The 21,393-nt window shown below is 31.5% G+C and carries 21 protein-coding genes; 11 read left to right on the top strand and 10 right to left on the bottom strand.

Annotation, left to right across the window (positions count from 1 at the left end; all coding sequences use genetic code 11):
- Window positions 1-10 precede the first annotated feature (10 nt).
- The 3 genes from HYN86_RS15620 to HYN86_RS15610 are packed head-to-tail and all read right to left on the bottom strand — an operon-like array spanning window position 11 to window position 2,154.
- Window positions 11-1,069 (bottom strand): DUF4097 family beta strand repeat-containing protein, encoded by a 1,059-nt coding sequence (locus tag HYN86_RS15620; protein WP_113678880.1) that lies wholly within the window; start codon window positions 1,067-1,069, stop codon window positions 11-13.
- Complete coding sequence (locus HYN86_RS15615; protein WP_113679965.1) at window positions 1,053-1,586, bottom strand: anti-sigma factor; 534 nt, start codon at window positions 1,584-1,586, stop codon at window positions 1,053-1,055. Before HYN86_RS15615 ends, HYN86_RS15620 begins: the two co-directional genes overlap by 17 nt.
- A 13-nt stretch (window positions 1,587-1,599) precedes the next feature.
- A complete protein-coding gene (locus HYN86_RS15610; protein ID WP_113678879.1) occupies window positions 1,600-2,154 on the bottom strand; it encodes an RNA polymerase sigma factor in 555 nt (184 codons plus the stop codon).
- A 263-nt stretch (window positions 2,155-2,417) separates the two neighbouring features.
- Here HYN86_RS15610 and lon point away from each other — a divergent pair, with 263 nt between their 5' ends.
- The 10 genes from lon (at window position 2,418) to rpsA (ending at window position 14,177) form a co-directional block, all read left to right on the top strand.
- Window positions 2,418-4,871, top strand: a complete 2,454-nt coding sequence (gene lon / locus HYN86_RS15605) for an endopeptidase La (RefSeq protein ID WP_113678878.1) — start codon at window positions 2,418-2,420, stop codon at window positions 4,869-4,871.
- Between the two features lie 402 nt (window positions 4,872-5,273).
- Window positions 5,274-6,293: a type IX secretion system protein PorQ gene (gene porQ / locus HYN86_RS15600; protein WP_113678877.1), complete on the top strand. Its 1,020-nt coding sequence runs from the start codon at window positions 5,274-5,276 to the stop codon at window positions 6,291-6,293.
- 4 nt (window positions 6,294-6,297) lie between these two features.
- Window positions 6,298-6,900, top strand: coding sequence for a murein L,D-transpeptidase catalytic domain-containing protein (locus HYN86_RS15595; RefSeq protein WP_113678876.1), 603 nt, complete (start codon window positions 6,298-6,300; stop codon window positions 6,898-6,900).
- Between the two features lie 90 nt (window positions 6,901-6,990).
- Window positions 6,991-7,599, top strand: coding sequence for a murein L,D-transpeptidase catalytic domain-containing protein (locus HYN86_RS15590; protein ID WP_113679964.1), 609 nt, complete (start codon window positions 6,991-6,993; stop codon window positions 7,597-7,599).
- Window positions 7,600-7,639: 40 nt separating this feature from the next.
- Entirely contained in the window at window positions 7,640-8,332 is a 693-nt protein-coding gene (gene cmk, locus HYN86_RS15585) for a (d)CMP kinase (RefSeq protein WP_113678875.1), read from the top strand.
- Between the two features lie 66 nt (window positions 8,333-8,398).
- The gene (locus HYN86_RS15580; RefSeq protein WP_113678874.1) at window positions 8,399-9,775 is read left to right on the top strand and encodes a nucleoside permease; all 1,377 of its coding nucleotides are present in this window, start codon (window positions 8,399-8,401) and stop codon (window positions 9,773-9,775) included.
- Window positions 9,776-9,875: 100 nt separating this feature from the next.
- Complete coding sequence (locus HYN86_RS15575; RefSeq protein ID WP_113678873.1) at window positions 9,876-10,604, top strand: hypothetical protein; 729 nt, start codon at window positions 9,876-9,878, stop codon at window positions 10,602-10,604.
- 17 nt (window positions 10,605-10,621) lie between these two features.
- On the top strand, window positions 10,622-11,347 hold the full coding sequence (locus HYN86_RS15570; protein ID WP_113678872.1) for a hypothetical protein: 726 nt from the start codon (window positions 10,622-10,624) through the stop codon (window positions 11,345-11,347).
- Between the two features lie 144 nt (window positions 11,348-11,491).
- Window positions 11,492-12,169: a DUF805 domain-containing protein gene (locus HYN86_RS15565; RefSeq protein WP_113678871.1), complete on the top strand. Its 678-nt coding sequence runs from the start codon at window positions 11,492-11,494 to the stop codon at window positions 12,167-12,169.
- 229 nt (window positions 12,170-12,398) lie between these two features.
- Window positions 12,399-14,177 carry a 30S ribosomal protein S1 gene (gene rpsA, locus HYN86_RS15560; protein ID WP_057117869.1) on the top strand — a complete coding sequence of 593 codons (1,779 nt, stop codon included), beginning with the start codon at window positions 12,399-12,401 and terminating at the stop codon, window positions 14,175-14,177.
- A 276-nt stretch (window positions 14,178-14,453) separates the two neighbouring features.
- On the opposite strand, the gene HYN86_RS15555 is transcribed toward rpsA, so the two are convergent.
- Together HYN86_RS15555 and HYN86_RS15550 are read right to left on the bottom strand one after the other, a co-directional pair.
- Window positions 14,454-14,975 (bottom strand): ExbD/TolR family protein, encoded by a 522-nt coding sequence (locus HYN86_RS15555; RefSeq protein ID WP_113678870.1) that lies wholly within the window; start codon window positions 14,973-14,975, stop codon window positions 14,454-14,456.
- A 13-nt stretch (window positions 14,976-14,988) separates the two neighbouring features.
- Window positions 14,989-15,519 (bottom strand): ExbD/TolR family protein, encoded by a 531-nt coding sequence (locus HYN86_RS15550; protein WP_113678869.1) that lies wholly within the window; start codon window positions 15,517-15,519, stop codon window positions 14,989-14,991.
- Window positions 15,520-15,729: 210 nt separating this feature from the next.
- On the opposite strand from HYN86_RS15550, the gene HYN86_RS15545 reads away from it, so the two are divergent.
- Entirely contained in the window at window positions 15,730-16,284 is a 555-nt protein-coding gene (locus HYN86_RS15545; protein WP_113678868.1) for a fasciclin domain-containing protein, read from the top strand.
- 86 nt (window positions 16,285-16,370) lie between these two features.
- Here the strand turns inward: HYN86_RS15545 and HYN86_RS15540 are convergent, their stop codons facing one another.
- The 5 genes from HYN86_RS15540 to HYN86_RS15520 form a co-directional block, all read right to left on the bottom strand.
- Window positions 16,371-17,216 (bottom strand): EamA family transporter, encoded by an 846-nt coding sequence (locus HYN86_RS15540; RefSeq protein ID WP_113678867.1) that lies wholly within the window; start codon window positions 17,214-17,216, stop codon window positions 16,371-16,373.
- Window positions 17,217-17,273: 57 nt separating this feature from the next.
- Window positions 17,274-17,417, bottom strand: coding sequence for an SsrA-binding protein (locus tag HYN86_RS15535; RefSeq protein ID WP_113678866.1), 144 nt, complete (start codon window positions 17,415-17,417; stop codon window positions 17,274-17,276).
- Between the two features lie 95 nt (window positions 17,418-17,512).
- Entirely contained in the window at window positions 17,513-19,351 is a 1,839-nt protein-coding gene (locus tag HYN86_RS15530; protein WP_113678865.1) for a M56 family metallopeptidase, read from the bottom strand.
- Between the two features lie 9 nt (window positions 19,352-19,360).
- Complete coding sequence (locus tag HYN86_RS15525) at window positions 19,361-19,729, bottom strand: BlaI/MecI/CopY family transcriptional regulator (protein WP_113678864.1); 369 nt, start codon at window positions 19,727-19,729, stop codon at window positions 19,361-19,363.
- Between the two features lie 8 nt (window positions 19,730-19,737).
- A complete protein-coding gene (locus HYN86_RS15520) occupies window positions 19,738-21,390 on the bottom strand; it encodes a M56 family metallopeptidase (RefSeq protein WP_113678863.1) in 1,653 nt (550 codons plus the stop codon).
- Window positions 21,391-21,393 lie beyond the last annotated feature (3 nt).

Raw genomic sequence — 21,393 nt, 5'->3', positions numbered from 1 at the left:
TTTTAGATGATTAATTTTTTATAAGTGAAATATTTCCGTAGTTGGAATTAATATTAACCTTGTTTTGGCCTTTTTTTCTATAAAAACCGCTTATTCTTTTGCTATTACTTTTAGTTTCAGAAACTGAAATGTCTAAAGTATTATCATGTTTGATGTTGGAATATCGTGCAGATACATCAAAATCGAATGCATAATTAGGTGCGTAGCCAAGTGAAATATCGGTGTAACCGGAATTAATACTAACATTTCCAGCTTTTTCATTCATAGTACCGATATTAATCTTACTATAATTAGTATCGAAGCTGAAACTGCTTGAAACTTCTCCCACATTAATCGTTAAATAATTTCCTGAACCATTTAAAGAGTTGATTTTTTGAAACTTAAAAGTACCATAATTACATTGATATTTAATGTTTTGAGCTTCGTTAAGAGTCACATCGGTATAATTTGCACTTAGATTTAAGTTGCCAGAATCGTTTATTTTTAAACCAGAATATTTTGCATCAATAGATCCTGTTTTGATATAATCTATACTTGAATTTTGACAATATGCAATTTCAATTTGATTATTGGATCCATTTAGTTTGCCTAAGGTAACCTTGCCATATTTACAATTGATATCAGTATTTGCCTCTAAGCTTAAAGTAGAAATATTGCCATATTTGTTTACTAGTTTGACAGAACCATTTTTAGGAATTTTAATTACATAATTGATTTCAAAGCTGTTATTGCTTCCTTTACTTTTAAGAGAAGAATTTCCAAGATTTGTTATTGCAGTCACCATTCCTTTTAATGCTGTAATATCAACGTCAATACTATTTAAACGTTCATTAACCCAGTTTTCATTTGGTCCATTTACTTTGATTGTAATATCAAGATCTATTTTGTCTTCATTCCAAGTAGAGACAGTAATATTTCCATATTTATTATCAATATCAATCCCAGCGTTTGAATTGACAATGTATGTTTTTTTAATGTTTTTTTGTTTTGTTATAAAAGCGTCATCATTTGAGAATCCTAAAAAAGGAATCAAAATAAACAAGATTAGTAAGTTATAGTGTTTTTTCATTAGAGGTGTTTTTAAATTTTTCGTTGTCTTCAATTCTTTGTAAAACGGTTTGTAAAAAAGAAATACGCGTTTGCAGATTACTGATCATAGCATAAATAATCTGCTTGTTTTCTCCATTTTTTTGCAGTTCGTTAATGATCTTTTGATAATCTGCATCAAAAGTTTTCATTTGTTTTAAAGCATCATTAATAATCTGCTCATTTTCAGGCGAACTTTTTTCCTTTAATTTAACCAGTTCATTATCGATCAGAATATTGAAAATTGAATCGGTTCGTTTAGTTTCTTTAGAGGCAAATTTGAATTCTTTTGGTTTTTCATTTTTATAAAAAATAGAAATTCCGAGCATTAATACAATCGAAGCGGCAATAGCTGTCATAAACCAGTATTTTTTCTTTGGTTCTTTTTTATTTAATTTTTGCATAAAATCAACTTGATGATCGGAGTTTAATTCCTGAACATCCCATTGGTTTTCCAATCTGCTGAATAATTTGTCTAAACTGTCTTTTTCATTTTTCATATTCCAATTCATTTTATATTTCTTCCAATTTTCTTCTTAAACTATCTTTGGCTCTGCTCAAGGTCGTTCTGCAATTTGCATAGGTAATATTCAAAATTTCGCAGATTTCCTCTTGATCATAACCTTCAATGTAAAAAAGCGTTAAAACCATTCTATAATTATCCTTCAGCTGTAAAATAGCATCTAGAACCTGTTTCACTTTAAGATTGTCTAAATCAATATTTTCAGAAATTATTCCATCATTTTCTTCGACTTTATATAATTGCTTGCTTAAATCTTCTACTTGAAAAGCATTATTCTTTTTATAAAAATCGATACTATAATTAATGATTATTTTTTTTAACCACGCACCAAAAGCCACTTCTTGTTTGTAGTCGTTAATTTTTGTAAAAGCCTTTAAAAAACCTTCCTGCATGACGTCTTGTGCAAAATGTTCGTCTTTTACAATGCGATAAGCCACATTATACATCGCCTTGCAATAGCGGTTGTAGATTTCAAACTGCGCTTTCTGATTATTGTTTTTACAAAGCGCAATTAATTCTTCGATATTTTGGTTGTTCTGACTCAAGTCGTGGCTTTTGGTTTTTAATAAGGACGGTGCTTTTTTTGGATTGTTACACTTTTGATAAAATTAATTTTATTTTTTTTAAAATTTGATGAAATGAAAATTCAAAACTTATTTTAAAGCTGACTTATTTTGCATTTGGCATAATGATTGTCTATTTTTATGGCCTGTCTTGTAAATTAAACCCTTAGCAGAAACAAGTGTTTTTAAGGAAGGAATTACAGATGGTTTTTAACTTTTAATGACAAAACGACTTATATATTATTATGTCAAATCATAAAATACTTACTATTGACAATCTGTCACTTCAAGAATTTGATTCAGAAGCAGAATTAATTCCATTATTAACTCCAGAGGACGAAGAGGAAATGAACAATGAGGAACTGCCTGTTTCTCTGCCAATTTTACCTTTACGAAATACAGTTTTGTTTCCAGGAGTTGTAATTCCGATTTCTGCGGGTAGAGACAAATCTATTAAATTGATTAACGATGCCAATGCCGGCGGCAAAATCATTGGAGTTGTGTCTCAAATTAATGAAGAAGACGAAGATCCGTCAAAAGACGATATTCATAAAATAGGAACTGTAGCGCGTATTTTACGTGTTTTAAAAATGCCTGACGGAAACGTAACAGTTATTCTTCAAGGAAAAAAACGTTTCGAAATTGACGAAGTTGTTTTAGAAGAACCATACATGACCGCAACCATTAAAGAAGTTGTGGAAGAGCGTCCTGAAGAAAATGATTCTGAGTTTACAGCCATTTTAGATTCTGTAAAAGAATTAGCAATTCAAATTATTAAGGAAAGTCCAAATATTCCTTCTGAAGCTACTTTTGCTATTAAAAACATTGAAAGCCAGTCGTTTTTAATCAATTTTGTTTCTTCTAATATGAATTTATCTGTAAAAGAAAAACAAGGTCTTTTATCGATAAATGGATTGAAAGAACGTGCTTTAGAAACTTTACGATACATGAATGTTGAACTTCAAAAATTAGAATTGAAGAATGACATTCAGTCAAAAGTTCGTTTTGATTTAGATCAGCAGCAAAGAGAATATTTTCTTCACCAGCAGATGAAAACCATTCAGGAAGAATTGGGAGGCGTTTCGCAGGAAGAAGAAATGGACGAAATGGGGTTGAAGGCTAAAACCAAAAAATGGGACGAAAAAACGCAGAAACATTTCGAAAAAGAATTGTCTAAAATGCGTCGTATGAACCCGCAGTCGCCGGATTTTGGAATTCAAAGAAATTATCTAGAATTGTTTTTAGAACTGCCTTGGGGAGAATATTCTAAGGATAAATTCGATTTGAAATTTGCCCAAAAAGTTTTAGATAAAGATCATTTTGGATTAGAAGAAGTTAAGAAAAGAATGATTGAGCATTTAGCAGTTTTAAAATTGCGAAATGACATGAAATCTCCAATTATATGTTTAACAGGGCCTCCAGGAGTAGGTAAAACTTCAATTGGTCGTTCGGTTGCAGAAGCTTTAGGACGTGAATACGTGCGTATTTCATTAGGCGGTCTGCGTGATGAAGCAGAAATTCGCGGACACAGAAAAACCTATATTGGTGCAATGCCAGGTAGAATTATTCAAAGCTTGAAAAAAGCAGGAACTTCTAATCCTGTATTTATTTTGGATGAAATTGATAAATTATCAAGTGGCAACAGCGGTGATCCTTCTTCTGCTTTATTAGAAGTACTTGATCCAGAGCAAAACAGTGCTTTTTATGATAATTTCCTAGAAATGGGTTATGATTTATCTAAAGTAATGTTCATCGCGACATCAAACAATATGGCCGCAATTCAGCCAGCACTTCGCGACAGAATGGAAGTAATAAAAATGTCGGGTTATACCATTGAAGAAAAGGTAGAAATAGCGAAAAGACATCTTTTTCCAAAGCAGTTAGAAGCACATGGTTTAACGGCAAAGGATTTGACTATTGGTAAAAAACAATTAGAAAAAATTGTTGAAGGATACACGAGAGAGTCTGGAGTTCGTAATTTAGAAACTAAAATTGCACAGGTTATCAGAAATGCTGCAAAATCTGTAGCGATGGAAGAAGAATACAACAAGAAAGTTACTGATGAAGATATTATTTCTATTTTGGGAGTTCCAAGATTAGAACGTGATAAATATGAAAATAATGATGTTGCCGGAGTAGTTACAGGTTTGGCTTGGACAAGTGTTGGAGGGGATATTTTATTTATCGAATCTTTGATTTCTGAAGGAAAAGGTTCGTTAACTATTACAGGAAATTTAGGAACTGTAATGAAAGAATCTGCAACTATTGCTCTAGAATATATTAAGGCAAATGCGAAAAAACTTGGTTTAGGAATCGAGTTATTTCAAAAATATAATATTCACCTACACGTCCCAGAAGGAGCAACTCCAAAAGACGGACCAAGCGCAGGTATTGCAATGTTAACTTCTTTAGTTTCTTTGTTAACGCAAAAGAAAGTAAAGAAAAGCCTTGCTATGACGGGAGAAATCACTTTACGTGGAAAAGTTCTACCTGTAGGCGGGATTAAAGAAAAAATCTTAGCGGCTAAAAGAGCAGGCATTAAAGAAATAATTCTGTGTCATGAAAATAAAAGTGATATTGATGAAATTAAAGCAGAATATTTAGAAGGACTTACTTTTCATTATGTAAAAGAAATGAGCGAAGTTTTAGCTTTAGCTTTGACAGATCAAAATGTAAAAAACGCTAAAACATTCAAATAAGATATTTAATTAAATTTCAATATTTTAAAATCCAAATTCCAAACTTTACTTAAAGATTGGAATTTGGATTTTTTTTTGAGATCAATTCAGTTATAACTTATTTTTGATTGAAATTTGGAATTAAATTTTTCAAATCTCCCTATTTATTGGAATTTGGAATTTAAAAGATTGGAATTTAAAACATTGGAATTTCTAAAGATATGAATTTCTCCATCAATTGGAATTTGGAATTTAAAGATTGGAATTTCTAAAGATATTAATTTCTTCATCAATTGGAATTTGGAATTTTAAAGATTAGAATTTCTTTTTAAAAAATATATTTACGTATTAATTTTATTTTTCCTGTTATATAATTTTATCTTTGCCTTTACGTTATTCCCATATAGGAACGTTTCCAAAAACATGTTAAAACAGATCGTTTTATTTTTGATGATACTGATTTGCTCGGCTTCGTTCGGACAAGTTGGAGGGCGTTACACCTATCAGTTTTTAAATTTAACTACTTCGCCAAGGCAGGCAGCGTTAGGAGGAGATATTATTACCATATATGATGAAGATGTTAATCAAGCCATGTCTAATCCAGCACTTATAAACGCTGATATGGACAATCATCTGGCAATGAACTACGGAAGTTATTACGGAGAAGCGTCTTACGGCACGGCTTCCTATGCTTATACTTACGACAGGCATCTGCAGACTTTTTATGCTGGTGTGAGTTATGTAAACTACGGATCATTTGAAGGATATGATGAGAATGGACAGGCAACATCAAATTTTACAGGAAGCGAAGGAGCACTTACCGTGGGATATTCGTACAACGTACCTTACACTAATTTTTATGTTGGTACAAATGCGAAACTAATAACTTCTTCTCTGGAAAGTTACAATTCTATAGGTGGTGCGATTGATTTGGGGCTTTTATATTTAGACGAAAAAAACGATCTGAATTTTGCCTTGGTATTTCGCAACCTAGGAACGCAGTTTACCACATATTCAGGAATAAAAGAAAATCTGCCTTTTGAAATCGTAGCAGGAGTTTCTCAGGAATTAGAACACGTACCCATTCGCTGGCATCTTACTTTGGAGAATTTACAGCAGTGGAATATTTCTTTTTCAAATCCAAATAGGGGAGAAACTAATATTGACGGATCAACAAGTCAGGAGAAAGTTTCGTTTTTTAATAATGCGCTGAGACACGTGACTTTTGGTGTAGAACTTTTTCCTAAACGAGCATTCAATCTTCGTGTTGGATATAATTTTAGAAGAGGGGAAGAATTAAGAGTAGATGAACAACGTAATTTTTCGGGTGTTTCTTTAGGTTTTGGTTTAAAAATGAATAGGTTAAAATTTAATTATTCCTATTCGAGATATACATTGGCAGCTAATACAAGTCTTTTTGGTCTAATTCTTAATTTTCAATAGGTATATGAAAATATTCTATTTGTTTTTGTTCGTAACTGTAAGTTTTTTTACGGGTTCAAAATTGTCTTTTAAAGAAGAAAGTGCTATTTCTACTATAGAAATGGAGAGAATTAACAGCAGAATTATTGATTTAAAAAATATGATTAATGTTGATCATAACTACAATCAGAAAATCGCTTTTTTAATTGACATGAAAGTCCCTTCAGGAAAAAATCGATTCTTTGTTTATGATTTAGAAAAAAACGTAATTATAGATCAAGGTTTAGTAGCTCACGGTTCTGGATCTGAAACTGGAATAAAAGGAATGCTTAAGTTTAGCAATATGCCAAATTCTAATTGTACCGCATTAGGAAGATATGCAGTCGGTAAAACTTACCGAGGTATTTTTGGAAAAGCATATCGATTGGCTGGTTTGGAAGAAACCAATAACAATGCTTTTAAAAGAGCAATTGTACTTCATCATTATTCTGCAGTTCCGTTAGAAGAACAGGATTATTATATTAGCAACAGCCACGGATGTCCGATGGTTAACGAGCAATTCTTTAAACGAATAGAAAAAATAATCGATGGTTCTAAGTCGAATATTTTAATGGATATTTACTACTAACTCAAACTTTTTGATATCAATTTAATACAGCTTTTTATTATCAAAACCCGAATGGTTTTCGATAGTAAAAAGTTTTTTTTGCGAGATTTAATGATAAAAAAAATAATTTTTGTCTGCATTTTTATTATTCTGGCTTTTGCCGCATACTACTTAGCATCTAATAAAAGAAATGAGAATTTAACTTCTTTAGATAAAAAAAGAATAGAATCTCAAGTTTTAGAAATTAAAAAGTTTATAAAAACGAATTCTAGATATAACAATAGAATTGCGTTTTTTATTGATATGAAAATCCCGTCGGGTAAAAATCGCTTTTTTGTTTATGATTTAAAATCGAATAAAATTATAGATAAGGGATTGGTTGCTCACGGTTCTGGTTCTGAAACGGGAATAAAAGGCAAACTTCGATTTGGTAACGTTCCTAATTCACTAAAAACTTCATTAGGAAAATATTCAATTGGGAGTAATTATATAGGAAAGTTTGGAAAAGCTTATAAATTGTACGGATTAGATACAACTAATAATAATGCATTTAAAAGAGATATTGTTTTTCATTACTATTATGATGTTCCATATCAAGAGAAAGATGGCTACATTTGCAATAGTTATGGCTGTCCAATGGTAAATAAAAAATATTTTGAAAGAATTGCCAAAATAATTGATAGTTCTGAATCGGATATTTTGATGAGTATTTATTACTAATGTTTAGCCCTTAATTGAATAAAAATTTAAAATTAAAAAATTGAAAAAAATTACTATCGCTATCGATGGATTTTCATCTACAGGTAAAAGCACCTTAGCAAAACAATTAGCAAAAGAACTGGAATATGTATATGTAGACACTGGTGCTATGTACCGTGCTGTTGCTTATTTTGCAATGCAGCATAATATGATTGGGTCTGATTTTTTTGATAAGAAAGCTTTAATTGATGCTTTGCCAAATATTCAGTTAGAATTTAGGTTTAATGCAGAAATGGGTTTTGCCGAAATGTATTTGAATGGTGAAAATGTTGAAAAACCAATTAGAACAATTGAGGTTTCAAGTTTTGTCAGCAAAGTAGCCGAAGTTTCTGAAGTTCGCTCTAAATTGGTGGAACAACAGAAGGAAATGGGAACAAACAAAGCTATTGTAATGGATGGAAGAGATATAGGAACAGTTGTTTTTCCTAATGCAGAGCTTAAGATATTTATGACTGCAAGCGCCGAAACCAGAGCGCAAAGACGTTTTGATGAATTACAGCAAAAAGGTGATAATGTCTCTTATGAAGATGTTTTAAAGAATGTGATCGAAAGAGATCATATTGATACACATCGTGAAGATTCTCCTTTGGTAATTGCAGATGATGCAATAGAAATAGATAATTCTTACTTAAATAAAGAAGAACAGTTTGCGGCAGTTTTAGAATTAGTAAATGATGTTGTTAAAACGATATAATTTTTTGTAGATATTATTTTTAATGGTAGTTTTACCGCTTCATTTTTACTAAAGACAATTTCGTATATGGGAATTAAAAACAGGTTAATCGTAATGAGCTTTCTTCAGTTTTTTGTTTGGGGAGCTTGGCTTATTACAATTGGAAATTATTGGTTTGGTACAAAAAATTGGGAAGGAACTCAATTTGGGCTAGTTTTTGGAACCATGGGAATTGCATCTCTTTTTATGCCTACGCTGACTGGTATTATTGCTGACAGATGGGTAAATGCCGAAAAATTATACGGCGGCCTGCATATTCTTTATGCTGTTGTTTTATTCGCAATAGCGCAGGTAACTACTCCAGATACTTTTATTGCTGTAATGCTTTTGGCAATGTGCTGCTATATGCCAACAATCGCTTTAAGTAATTCAATTTCATATACTTCTTTAAAACTTAACAATAAAAATATAGTAAAAGATTTTCCGCCCATTCGTGTTTGGGGAACAATTGGTTTTATTGTAGCCATGTGGATTACAAATTTAAGCGGAAGCAAAGCAACTGAATATCAGTTTTATATTGCTGGAATCGGGGCTTTGATTTTAGGCTTTTATTCTTTTACACTTCCAAAATGTGAACCACAGCGCTTAATTAAAGAAAACGCAACTTGGATTGAGACTCTTGGTTTGGAATCTTTTAAATTATTTGGAAACTATAAAATGGCTTTGTTTTTTGTTTTTTCTATGTTTTTAGGAGGAGCGCTTCAATTGACAAATGCTTATGGAGATGTGTTTTTAGATGAATTTAAACATTTTCCAAAATATGCAGATTCATTCGTAATACAGTATTCAACGATCATTATGTCGATTTCTCAGGTATCTGAGACGCTATTTATCTTAGCAATTCCATTTTTCTTAAGACGTTTCGGAATCAAACAAGTTATGCTTATTAGTATGCTGGCATGGGTTTTGCGTTTCGGATTATTCGCTTTTGGAGATCCTGTGCAAGGTTTATGGATGATTATTCTTTCTTGTATCGTTTACGGAATGGCATTTGATTTCTTTAATATTTCAGGTTCGTTATTCGTAGAAAGCAATACTGATTCTAAAATTCGTTCGTCTGCTCAAGGTTTATTTATGATGATGACCAATGGAGTAGGAGCTGTTTTAGGAAGTTTAACTTCTGGCTGGGCAATCGATCGTTTCTTTACAAAATCATTTAATAGTACAATCGAATTAGCAGGATTTTTACAAACTGATCCGGCTAATGAAAAAATGGCTGAATTTGTAAAAAGCCAAGGAAACACTATTTCTGCCGATGGTGCTTTTACAAATCCAGTTTTAATGAAAGACTGGCATACAATCTGGTTATCCTTTGCAATTTATGCTTTGGTAATTGCAATTGCATTTGCTGTTTTATTTAAACATAAACACGATCCAAAAGAGATTGAGAATTTGAGTCATTAATGATTCCTATAAATAGTTTAAGTCCCGTTTTTATAAAAATAAAACGGGATTTTTTTTTGGAAAATCACTAAACTAAGGTATTTTCGTACAATTTTAATTTATGGAAAAGCAGCAATATCTACCGCCTTTTGAATCCATCACTTCCGTCACATCAAAAATTACGAGTTTTGGTTATGGCTTGACGATGATATTTGGTTTAATTATATCTGTAGGACTTTTTGTTCCAATCTTTTTTATTCGTATCAATGAAGAAATACTTTTTGGTTATATTTTTATTGGTATTCCTTTATTTTTAATAAGCTTCTACTATATTAAAAATACCTTAAGTTATACAACAATAATTATAGATTCTAAAGGTATTAAATACTTCAATAAATTTAAAGAAAAGATGGTTAATGAAATATTGTGGGAAGATTTTGAATCAATTAATAAATTCGAAGGATCTACATATTTTTTAAACCGAAGAACAGATTCGTGTTATTTTAACTATGATGTTGCTTCGCAAGTGGCAAACAGAGGCAAAGTATTATTTTACTGGTTTGTGCGAAAAAATGGAATGGTATCACTTCACAAAGAAACATTTCACGGAAAACATATTTTTAGTTTTTTTTATACCAATCGATTAGATTTAGTTCGAAGTTTATTATTAGGAATTAGACATTTTAGACCAGATCTTAGAATTCATCCTTTAGCATATGGATTGCATTATATTAATCCAAAAACTTTTGAAATTGATTATGGTAGAAGAACTGACGCCGCAGTATTGGCTTGTCTGATTATGATAATATTAGCAATGGCTTTGTTTTTTATAATACTATTTGCTTCTTAATTTTCTGTTCTTATAATATGAAAAAAAATAAGAAATGTCAGCTGCCTCCTTTTGAGCCGATAACATCGATTCCGCTAACATTAATAAATTATAGTTTTGGAGGATTATTTATATTGCCTCTTGTGTTGCTTGTCGCATCTGCATCTATTTTTTTAAATGAGAATAATGTTTTAGCAGCAGTATGTATTACGATACTGCTTTTAGTAACTACTATTTTTATTATAGTTCATGCAGTTGATGTTTGGAAGAGGATATATACAACCATAAGTATTGATGAAAAAGGTATTCACTATTATAATAAATTTAATAAGAAAGTTGTTAAAACTATAGCTTGGAAAAACTTTGTAAAAAAGAAAACACACACACCTGGCTTTGGAAATGATCTATATGACATTACGATAGAGTATCCACTTAGAGGGATTCGTGCATATTTCTGTTTCTATATTTTATTTAATAAAGAGGAAGTAATGATTAAAGAAATTTTTCAGGGAAATCATATTTTTTATGCATTCTATTATAATAGAATACAATTAATTCGGACTTTTCTGCTAGGTGTTAAACATTTCAAACCTGAGTTAAAAATTTCTCCTACTGTTTTCATAAAGCATTTTATCGATCCTGAAACTTTTGTGATTCAGTATGGTAAAAGAAGGCTTCTTTTCTTTTATTCTACTTTGTTGGTGGTTTTGTTTTCTTTAATTTGTTTTTTGATAATTTTTGGAATAATTTTTTCGCGCAAGTAAATAGATAAATTGTAAAACTATAGGCTATTTTATTTTAATTCATCATTCTCCATTTGTTAAGTTCTTTTTTTACTTCTACTAAATATTAATCATTTAAAAATATAAGAAAAATACTATATATTTGCATTTTTATAGATAGATTATATGAACTGGTATTTAAAAGTTTTTAGGGACTACTTCAATATTGAAGGCAGAGCACGAAGAAGTGAATATTGGATGTTTTCGCTTTATAATTTTAGTTTTGCAACAATACTATTTATAATAGATGCGATTTTTCGTTTAAGTTTAAATTTCTTTCCTTTCGGGTGGTTTTGCATATTATATGCTGTCACTTCATTTGTCCCAAGTATTGCTGTAACTGTTAGACGGCTTCACGATGTTGGCAAAAGCGGCTGGATGATTTTATTGTGTTTAATTCCTTTTTTTGGCGGAATTTGGTTATTTATTTTATTGATTTTAAATGGTGATTCGCAAAAAAATGAATACGGTGAAAATCCAAAATTTGAATCTAAAGATGAGGATTGTTCAAATGCAGATTATATAATTCAGCTCGTATTAATTTCTACATTGATCAATGTATTAATATATAAAGTTGTCGCAGAGTTTATTAATTCAGAAGTTTTTTATAAGTTTTACAAGTCAATTAATTATCCTAGTTTGTTATTTTGGTCAATTGTACCAATCACTCTTTCTTTTGCACTAAAAGATAAAAACAAACGCCTTCCATTTTTAATTTTAGGAAGTATCTATTTTCTTTACACCATGAAAGAAGTATTTGATACGCTTAAGGAACTTTTATATAATTGGTATTTATTTTCTTAAGGTTAAAAACGTGTGAAGTCTGGAAAAAAAACAAAATTTTCTGCTCTTGAATAATTGCCTAACAATCAATCGGATTTATTTTGTTAATTCAGAAAAATGTATTAATTTTGCAGTCCTTTTGGCAGAGAAGAGTTTCTATTAGGAATCAACCATTTATGTAAAACAACTTCTGTATTTTCTATCGCATAGAGAAACTCGAGAAAAACAGAATACAAATTTTTTTATCAGCATGTCTGAACAAACAAAATCACAAGAAGAGTTTTTAGCAAATTTTAACTGGCATAACTTCCAAGAAGGAATTGATGCAGTAGATGAGAAAAACTTACAAGAGTTTGAAGAACTAGTATCAAAAACTTTCATCGCTACAGATCAAGAAGAAGTAGTTGAAGGAGTTGTTGTTAGAATTACAGATAGAGACGTTATCGTTGATATCAATGCTAAATCTGAAGGTGTTATTTCTTTAAACGAATTTCGTTACAACCCTAATTTAAAAGTAGGTGACAAAGTAGAAGTATTAATTGACATCCGTGAGGATAAAACAGGTCAATTAGTATTATCTCACAGAAAAGCACGTACTATCAAATCTTGGGATAGAGTTATTGCAGCTAATGAAACTGGAGAAATCGTTAACGGTTTTGTTAAATGTAGAACTAAAGGAGGTATGATTGTTGACGTATTCGGTATCGAGGCGTTCTTACCAGGATCTCAAATTGACGTTAAGCCAATTAGAGACTACGATGTATATGTAAACAAAATGATGGAATTCAAAGTGGTAAAAATCAACCACGAATTCAAAAACGTAGTTGTATCTCATAAAGCTCTTATCGAGGCTGATATTGAAGTACAGAAAAAAGAAATCATCGGTCAATTACAAAAAGGACAAGTATTAGAAGGTGTTGTTAAAAACATTACTTCTTATGGTGTGTTCATTGACTTAGGTGGTGTTGACGGATTAATTCACATTACTGACCTTTCTTGGAGTAGAATCAACCACCCAAGTGAAGTTCTTGAATTAGACCAGAAATTAAACGTTGTAATCCTTGATTTCGATGATGAGAAAACAAGAATTCAATTAGGATTGAAACAATTAAACGCTCACCCATGGGATGCTTTAGATGCTAACTTAACTGTTGGTGATAAAGTTAAAGGTAAAGTAGTTGTAATCGCTGATTACGGTGCTTTCATCGAAGTTGCTGAAGGTGTTGAAGGTTTAATCCACGTTTCTGAAATGTCATGGTCAACTCATTTACGTTCTGCTCAAGATTTCGTAAAAGTTGGAGATGTTGTTGAAGCTGTTATCTTAACTTTAGACAGAGATGATCGTAAGATGTCATTAGGTATCAAACAATTAACTCAAGATCCATGGACTGATATCACTTCTAAATACCCAGTAGGTTCTAAACATACAGGTATCGTTAGAAACTTTACAAACTTTGGTATTTTCGTAGAATTAGAAGAAGGAATTGATGGATTAATCTACATTTCTGACCTTTCTTGGACTAAGAAAATCAAACACCCATCTGAATTTGTAAACGTTGGTGAAAAACTTGATGTAGTTGTATTAGAATTAGATGTTGAAGGACGTAAATTATCTTTAGGTCACAAACAAACTACTGCTAATCCTTGGGATCAATACGAAGATTCTTTCGCTGTAGGAACTATCCACAATGGTGAAATTTCTGAAATCGTTGACAAAGGAGCTACTGTAGAATTCGGAGATGATATCGTTGCTTTCATTCCAACTCGTCACCTTGAAAAAGAAGACGGAAAGAAATTGAAAAAAGGTGATACAGCTGATTTCAAAGTAATTGAATTCAACAAAGAATTCAAAAGAGTAGTTGCTTCTCACACTGCTATCTTCCGCGAAGAAGAAGAGAAAAATGTGAAAGCTGCAACTGAAAATACTTCATCTAACTCTACTACTAATGCACCAGCTGCAACTTTAGGAGATAACAATGATGTATTAGCTGCTTTAAAAGCTAAAATGGAAAAAACTGAGAAAAAATAATTCTTAGTTTCCTCTAAATAGAAAGTCCCACAGCAATGTGGGACTTTTTTTTATGCTTATATTTTGTTTCAGGTTTTGATTGTTTCAGGTTTCAGGTTTCAGGTTGTCACGCTGAGTGATGCCGATAGTTCGGCAGAAGCGCATTTCTATTGGAATTTTTAAATTGTATTTTATTTAGGAGCTACTTCCTGCTTTCCGCTTCAATCTTTTTATTTTAAAAAAAATAAAAAGGATTTCCACCTCAATCAGGGCTAATGTAATAGTTTCAAAAGATATTTATTTGGCAGCTAACAATTTTGTTTCTTCTGGAGTAAATTGAGGAACAATTGCATAGGAATCAATATTAGCCCTTTTTAACTCATTAAGAATATCTACAAGATTTCCGTAATTGGATTTTTTTGCTGGCTTTATAATAACTGAAATACTTCTACCAGTCTTACCTAGTTGTTCAGCATATTTTAAAGCGGCATTGTTATAAGTTTCTATTTTTTTACGAATGCCTTCTTTTCCATATTGGGTTATCTGTGGTTCTATTTTTGGGATTGCCAAAATTCCTGCGTAATAAATCAATTTATCATTTGGCCCTAATATGATTGTAAATGTTCTGTTCTCTCCATAATGAGGAACTGGACAGTCGCAACACTCATTGCCTGCACTTAAATCTAAAACTTTTGGTTTGGATAATTCACCAACCAACATAAAAAATATAATCAACAAAAAGGAAACACTAACCATTGCGGTTAAATCAACTCTTGAATTTAGCTTTTTACTTCTGATTTTTTTGGGTAGATTTTTCATAAATTTTACTTTATTAATTAGCAGCTAATAATTTGGATTCTTCTGGAGTAAAATCGTTCACTATGGCATAAGTATCAATTTTTGCTATTGTCATTTCATCTAAAACATCAACTAAATTTCCGTAATTTGATTTCTTACTTGGTTTAATAATTACAATTAATCCATTTTTAGGTTTCCCTAAATTTTTAGAATATTCAAGTATGCTTATATTTTTTGTTATTAATTCTTTTCGAATTCCTTTTTTACCATAATTGATTTTTTTTGGGGCTGCAATTGGAAAATTTATTAGTCCTGAATAAGTTATTATTTCGTCATGATCATCTAGTAATATTGTCAATATACGGTTTTCGTCTACATGACTACATCCCAAATATTCATCGCAATCATCACAACCCGCCATTCCATATTCTAAAACTTTAGGCTTCGCCAACTCAATTGTTACCATAAAAAATATAATCAGCAAAAAGGAAACACTTACCATTGCAGTTAAATCGACTCTTGAATTTAGCTTTTTACTTCTTACTTTTTGAGGTAGATTTTTCATAAAAAAGAGGTTTTGAATCTAAATTTAAGAATAAAAAGGATTCGAACTTCTGTGTTTACTAAAAAAATTAAAATATTTTTTTATCATCAATTGCTTGTTTTACAATGTATTTTGAGAATAAATCAATGTTGTTTTGAATTATTTTCATTTTTCGTAAAACCAAAAGAAATATATCCCCGTAAATGAGATTATAACTTAAAAAAATTAATTATGAAAACTAGAAAATTTTTAGCCACAGCAATTTTAGCATTAGCATTCGGATTTACTTCTTTCGCTCAAAAATCAGTAATGGTTGGCGGGGCAGCAATGTATCCTAACAAAAATATTATCGAGAATGCAGTTAACTCAAAAGATCATACTACTCTTGTAGCTGCGGTTAAAGCTGCTGATTTAGTAGAAACTTTAAAAGGTGCAGGTCCATTTACAGTTTTTGCCCCAACAAATGCTGCTTTTGATAAATTGCCAAAAGGTACTGTAGAGTCATTGTTGAAACCGGAAAATAAAAAAATGCTCCAAACGATCTTGACCTATCATGTTGTATCTGGAAAAATGAATTCATCTGATATTGCGGAAGCAATTAAAGCTGGTAAAGGAAAAGCAACTTTAAAAACAGTTAGCGGTGGTTCACTTACTGCTTGGATGAAAGGTAAAGATTTATATATTACAGATGAGAATGGTAATAAGTCGAAAGTTACAATTGCTGATGTTAATCAGTCGAATGGTGTTATTCACGTAGTTGATGCAGTATTATTGCCGAAGAAATAATATAATTTAAATTCTTAATTGCTAAAATTCCAAATTCCAAGTTTTAAATGGGATTTGGAATTTTTAATTTTTGAGATTTTTTGAAATTATTTTTTAGCAGTCAAAGTACTTCCAGCAGAAGCGATTACAACACAAACCACTGCAAGAATTTCATAAAAACTTAAATTTTCCTGTAAAAATATAAAAGCACAAATAGAAGCTGCTGCTGGTTCTAAACTCATTAAAATACTGAATGTACGCGGAGGAAGCTGACCCAAAGCTTTCATTTCTAATGTAAACGGAATTGCACTCGATAAAAGAGCAAGAGCAATCCCCATTCCGAAAAGTTTTGGGGTTAGATTTGCTAATCCGTTTTCTATAAAACCGAATGGTAAAATTAAAATTGCCGCAAACAGCATTCCTGTTGAAACGGCTTGGCCTCCGTTCATTATTTTTGAAATTTTTCCTCCTAATACAATATATGCTGTCCAAAATGCTCCAGCCAAAAGTGCGCATAAAATACCAATAGGGTCAAGGCGGTCATTTGTCCAAGGTGCAATCAGTAAAATTCCGATTGCAGCAAGCAGGACCCAGCAATAATCTACCCAGCGTTTTGAGCCTGCTATCGCAAGCAAAAGCGGTCCAACAAATTCTAAAGTTACGGCTAGTCCGATGGGAATTCTTTCAATGGCGAAATAAAAGATTAAATTCATGGCTCCTAGAGATAAACCATAAGGAACCACAATTTTCCATTGATCTGAGGTAATTGCTCTTAAATTTGGCCGATAGGCTAATAATAAAATTAATGCCGAAACACCAATACGTATAGATGCGGTACCTGCCGCGCCAATTGCAGGAAAGAGTGTTTTTGCAATTGCTGCTCCGCACTGCACACTAATAATTGCTAGTAATACTGCCGGGACAGGAGGAAGGTTTATTTCTTTATTTTTCATAAATGATAAGGCAGAAAAAAGTATTTTTTCTGTGTTATAGACAAGGGGTGTCTAATATTAATTCTCCAATGCACGTTTTGTTACATATGCACGATAACCAATAATAGCCATTTGCCATTTTTTTGCTTTTGCAATATCTAAGCCTTGTTTGGTAAAACTTGGCAGTAATATCTTATTGAGTTTGGCTAAGAATTTATACATAGTAGATTTGTTTTTTCAAAGATATAAAAAAAGACTTTGGGTTTGAAGCAAAGTCTTTTGAGGTGTAAATTATGTAAATCTGTAAATTTTATTAATTAAGCTTTTTTATTTTCTTTTTCCCAAGCTTTCATATCTCTTTCATGCTGCTTCATATCTTTTTCATGTTGCTTCATATCTTTTGCATGTTGTTTCATATCTTTTTCATGCTGCTTCATATCAAGCTCCAGCTGTTTCATGTCTTGCTCATATTCTTTACTATTGCCATAATCTGCATCATTTCCAAATTTAAACTTAAAGTTGTAATTAAATTTTTCCATATCAGCGCTGAATTTTTCCATTGCTATTTCATACTTAGCCATTTCTTTCTCATAAACGGCTTCTCTTTGAGACATTACCATTTCAATTTGTCTTTGGTAAGCTTCTAATTGTGGTTGAATAACTTCCATTTGCTTTTCAAAAGCTTCCATTTCTTTTTCGAACTTACTTACAGCTGCTTTATCGTTCATGTTTTTTGGAGCAACAGGAGGTTTTGGCATTTTTGACATATCAAACGCTGGTGCTGGTGGCATGGCTCCAGATGGGAAAACTGGCGGTACAGGTGGTGTAGGAGGAATGATGTCTGAGTCACCGTTGTGGCGAACGATAACTTTTTCATTTTTAATCATGACAGGCACAGAAAAACTTCCATCTGTAATAATATTAATTGATTTTTGTCCGTTTTCATCAGCTCCAATTGCAAATTCACAGTCCTTTATTGCTTCATCCCCGTCAATAACAATAGCTTGTTTTTTACCAGATTCTGATTTTACTTTGATTTGTATCGAAGTTAATTCTTTTTGAGAATTTCTCTTTACGTTAGAAATTTCAATATCAAGATTATGACTCGCTTTTAATTTTCCTGGCAATTCTTTTAATTCTTGATCGCTGGTATTTTTAGTAATTTTAAATGTTTCCTCAGTTGTTCTTACTGAATCCTTTGCAATGGCTGGAGCTCCATTTTGCTGCTTTTCCTGTGCAATTGTTTCTATTTGAAATAAAAGAACAAAAGCACCAAGAGCAGGAATTACTGCGTAATACTTCCAATAATTGGTTTTGTTTGATTGATTTTTGTTTAACATGACAATTCGTTTTTTGATTAATGATTGATAAAAATGATTGGTGATTGCAACACAGTTTTCATGCGTTGTGATTTTTAAAAGTGTGTATTGATACGCTTTTTTGTCGCTTATTTTTTTTGAAGCTTCGCGGTCAGCAATAAATTCAAGATTTTGCAAAATAGCTTTTTTGTAGAGCCACACTATTGGGTTGAACCAGAATAGAATACAGAAGATTCTCGAAATCAAAACATCTACGGTATGATTTTGATCACTGTGTACTTTTTCATGTTCTAAAATACTTTCTAATTCTGTTGGAGTGTATAGTGATGAGTTATACACAATATAATCGAAGTAAGAAAAGGGAGCGATATTTTCATTTATATCAACAAATTTAAAATCTTCCTGCTGTTGAATTTCTTTTCCTTTCAAAACTGTGTTCAGGCTGTAAAAATCAAGTCCAAATTTGATTATAAAAATGGCAAATCCGATACTGTAAACCGCAATTAAAACTAAATCCCAATTAACTTCGATCGGCTCTGATTCAGCCTTGGCTGCGGGAGTATATTGAGGCTCGTAAGAAACAGCAGTGTAATTATTCTCAGCAGGAGAAAGATGCTCAATAACTTTTTCTGAAACTATCGGGGCTGCCGGTTTTTCAACCCAGATGACTTTAGTGTAAACTACAAAAGGCAGAATTACAGAAGTTATTAATCCCGCGATTAGAAAAAAGCGGCTGCTGTTAAAAAAAGTTTCTTTGCGAAGTAATAAAATGTAAGCAAAATAAAACATTGCCAGTAACCCGCTCGATTTTAGGATAAAAATGAAAAGTGCTTCCATAGTATTTGATTATTTACCTCCTTTTGGATTTTCGATCATGTCTAATATTTCTCGTAATTCATCTGCAGAAATTTTTTCTTCTTTAGCAAAAAAAGAAACCATGCTTTTATATGAACTGTTGAAATAATTGTCTATTGCAGTACTCATAAAACCCTTTCGATAATCTTCGATACTTACAATTGGGTAATATTGATGCGTATTTCCAAAAGCATTGTGTGCAACATAACCTTTCTCTTCCAGATTACGAACAATGGTAGATAAAGTGTTGTAATGCGGCTGATCTTCTAAAATCTCTGCTTGGATTTCTTTTACAAAAGCTTTTTTCAGCTTCCATAAAATATGCATGATTTCTTCTTCTTTATTGGTTAGTTTTTGCATTACAAAGTTTATTTGCGGGTTTCGATTTCAATTACACCGTTTGATCCTTTTTCGCCATATTTTGAAACGGCGTTTATTCCTTTAAATACTGACATAGATTTAATATCTTGAGCTTTCAAGTCTTCAAGGTCAAAAGTGCTTGGCATTTCTTTACCGTCAACAATTATAAGCGGAGATTCTTGTGTGTTACTAAACTTTGAAGAACCGTTTGAGAAAGCAACATTTGTTTTTCCGTTAGAAGTAGTTATTTTAGTAACTGCGTCATTGTCGTCTGTGGTTACAATAGTGCTAATAGTTGAATTAGTATTACTGTTAGTTTTTGTACTAGTATTAGAATTACTGTTAACATTGGTTTCTATTTTAGTGTTTTGGTTGTTGTTGGTTATTATGATTTTTGAATCTGTTGATTTTTTAGAGTCATCGTCAGAAGTTAGAGTTGTTATGTTATTACTTACTCCAGTTTTTGCTTTAGAACTTTTTGAATCTTCAAAAGTTTGAATCCCAATTGTTTTGTTTCCTTTTTGATCTGTTATAATAAGTACTCCAAAATCTTTTATAGTTTGATCTCCAGTTTGAATAGATTGAGCTTGCTGTTTACCTCTTGTAACGTCAACTTTTATTGAAGTTAGGTTGTTTTTAGCGTCTCTTTTTATATCGCTAACCTCGAAATTAACACTGTGAATTTCTTTTAATTTATTTTTAATTTCTGATAATTCTGCATCTGTAGAGCCTTTGTGGATTTTGTAGATATCTACAGCTTTTGTTTCTCCAGTAGTTTCTTTTATTGTCTGAGGTTTTTCTTTTGCAATTACTTCAATTTGAAATAATAAAACAAATGCTGCAAGAGCTGGTATTACAGTGTAATACTTCCAAGAATTTTTCTTTTTTGATTGATTTTTGTTTAACATGACAATTCGTTTTTTGATTAATGATTGATAAAAATGATTGGTGATTGCAACACAATTTTCGTGTGTTGTTATTTTTAAAAGTGTGTATTGATAGGATTTTTTGTCTTGTAATTTTTTAGCCGCCTCGCTGTCTGCAATAAATTCAAGGTTTTGCGTGATTGCCTTTTTATACAGCCAGATAATTGGATTAAACCAGAAAATAATACTGAATAATCTAGAAATCAATACATCTACAGTATGATTTTGGTCACTGTGTACTTTTTCATGCTCTATAATGTTCTCCAATTCAGAACTGGTATACAATGATGAGTTGTAAACAATATATTCGAAGTAGGAGAAGGGTGCTATATTTTCGCTGACATCTATAAATTTAAAATCGGCCTGCTGTTGTATTTTTTTTCCTTTAATAATAGAATTCAGGCTATAAAAATCTATCGCAAATTTTATGATAAAAGCCAAAAAACCGATTCCATATAAAAGGAGTATCGTATGACTCCAATTAAAAGTTGAGACTTCTTTTTCTGGAATTTCCATTAATGACGACTGAATAGAATTTCCTAAAGCTGGCGCATCTATCCATATAACTCTTGTATAATTTAACAAAGGCAAAACAGCTGAGACAATTAAACCGAATAGTAAAAACCATCTATTATTATTGAAGAATGTCTCTTTACGCAATAAAAAATAATAAACGCAATAAAAGAACAACATTAAGCTGCATGATTTGGCTATATAGATAAGAAGAGCTTCCATAAG

This window comes from Flavobacterium fluviale (assembly GCF_003312915.1).
Taxonomy (GTDB): Bacteria; Bacteroidota; Bacteroidia; order Flavobacteriales; family Flavobacteriaceae; genus Flavobacterium; species Flavobacterium fluviale.
Note: the sequence above shows the minus strand (reverse complement) of the source record. Positions and strands in the feature narration are given on the sequence as shown.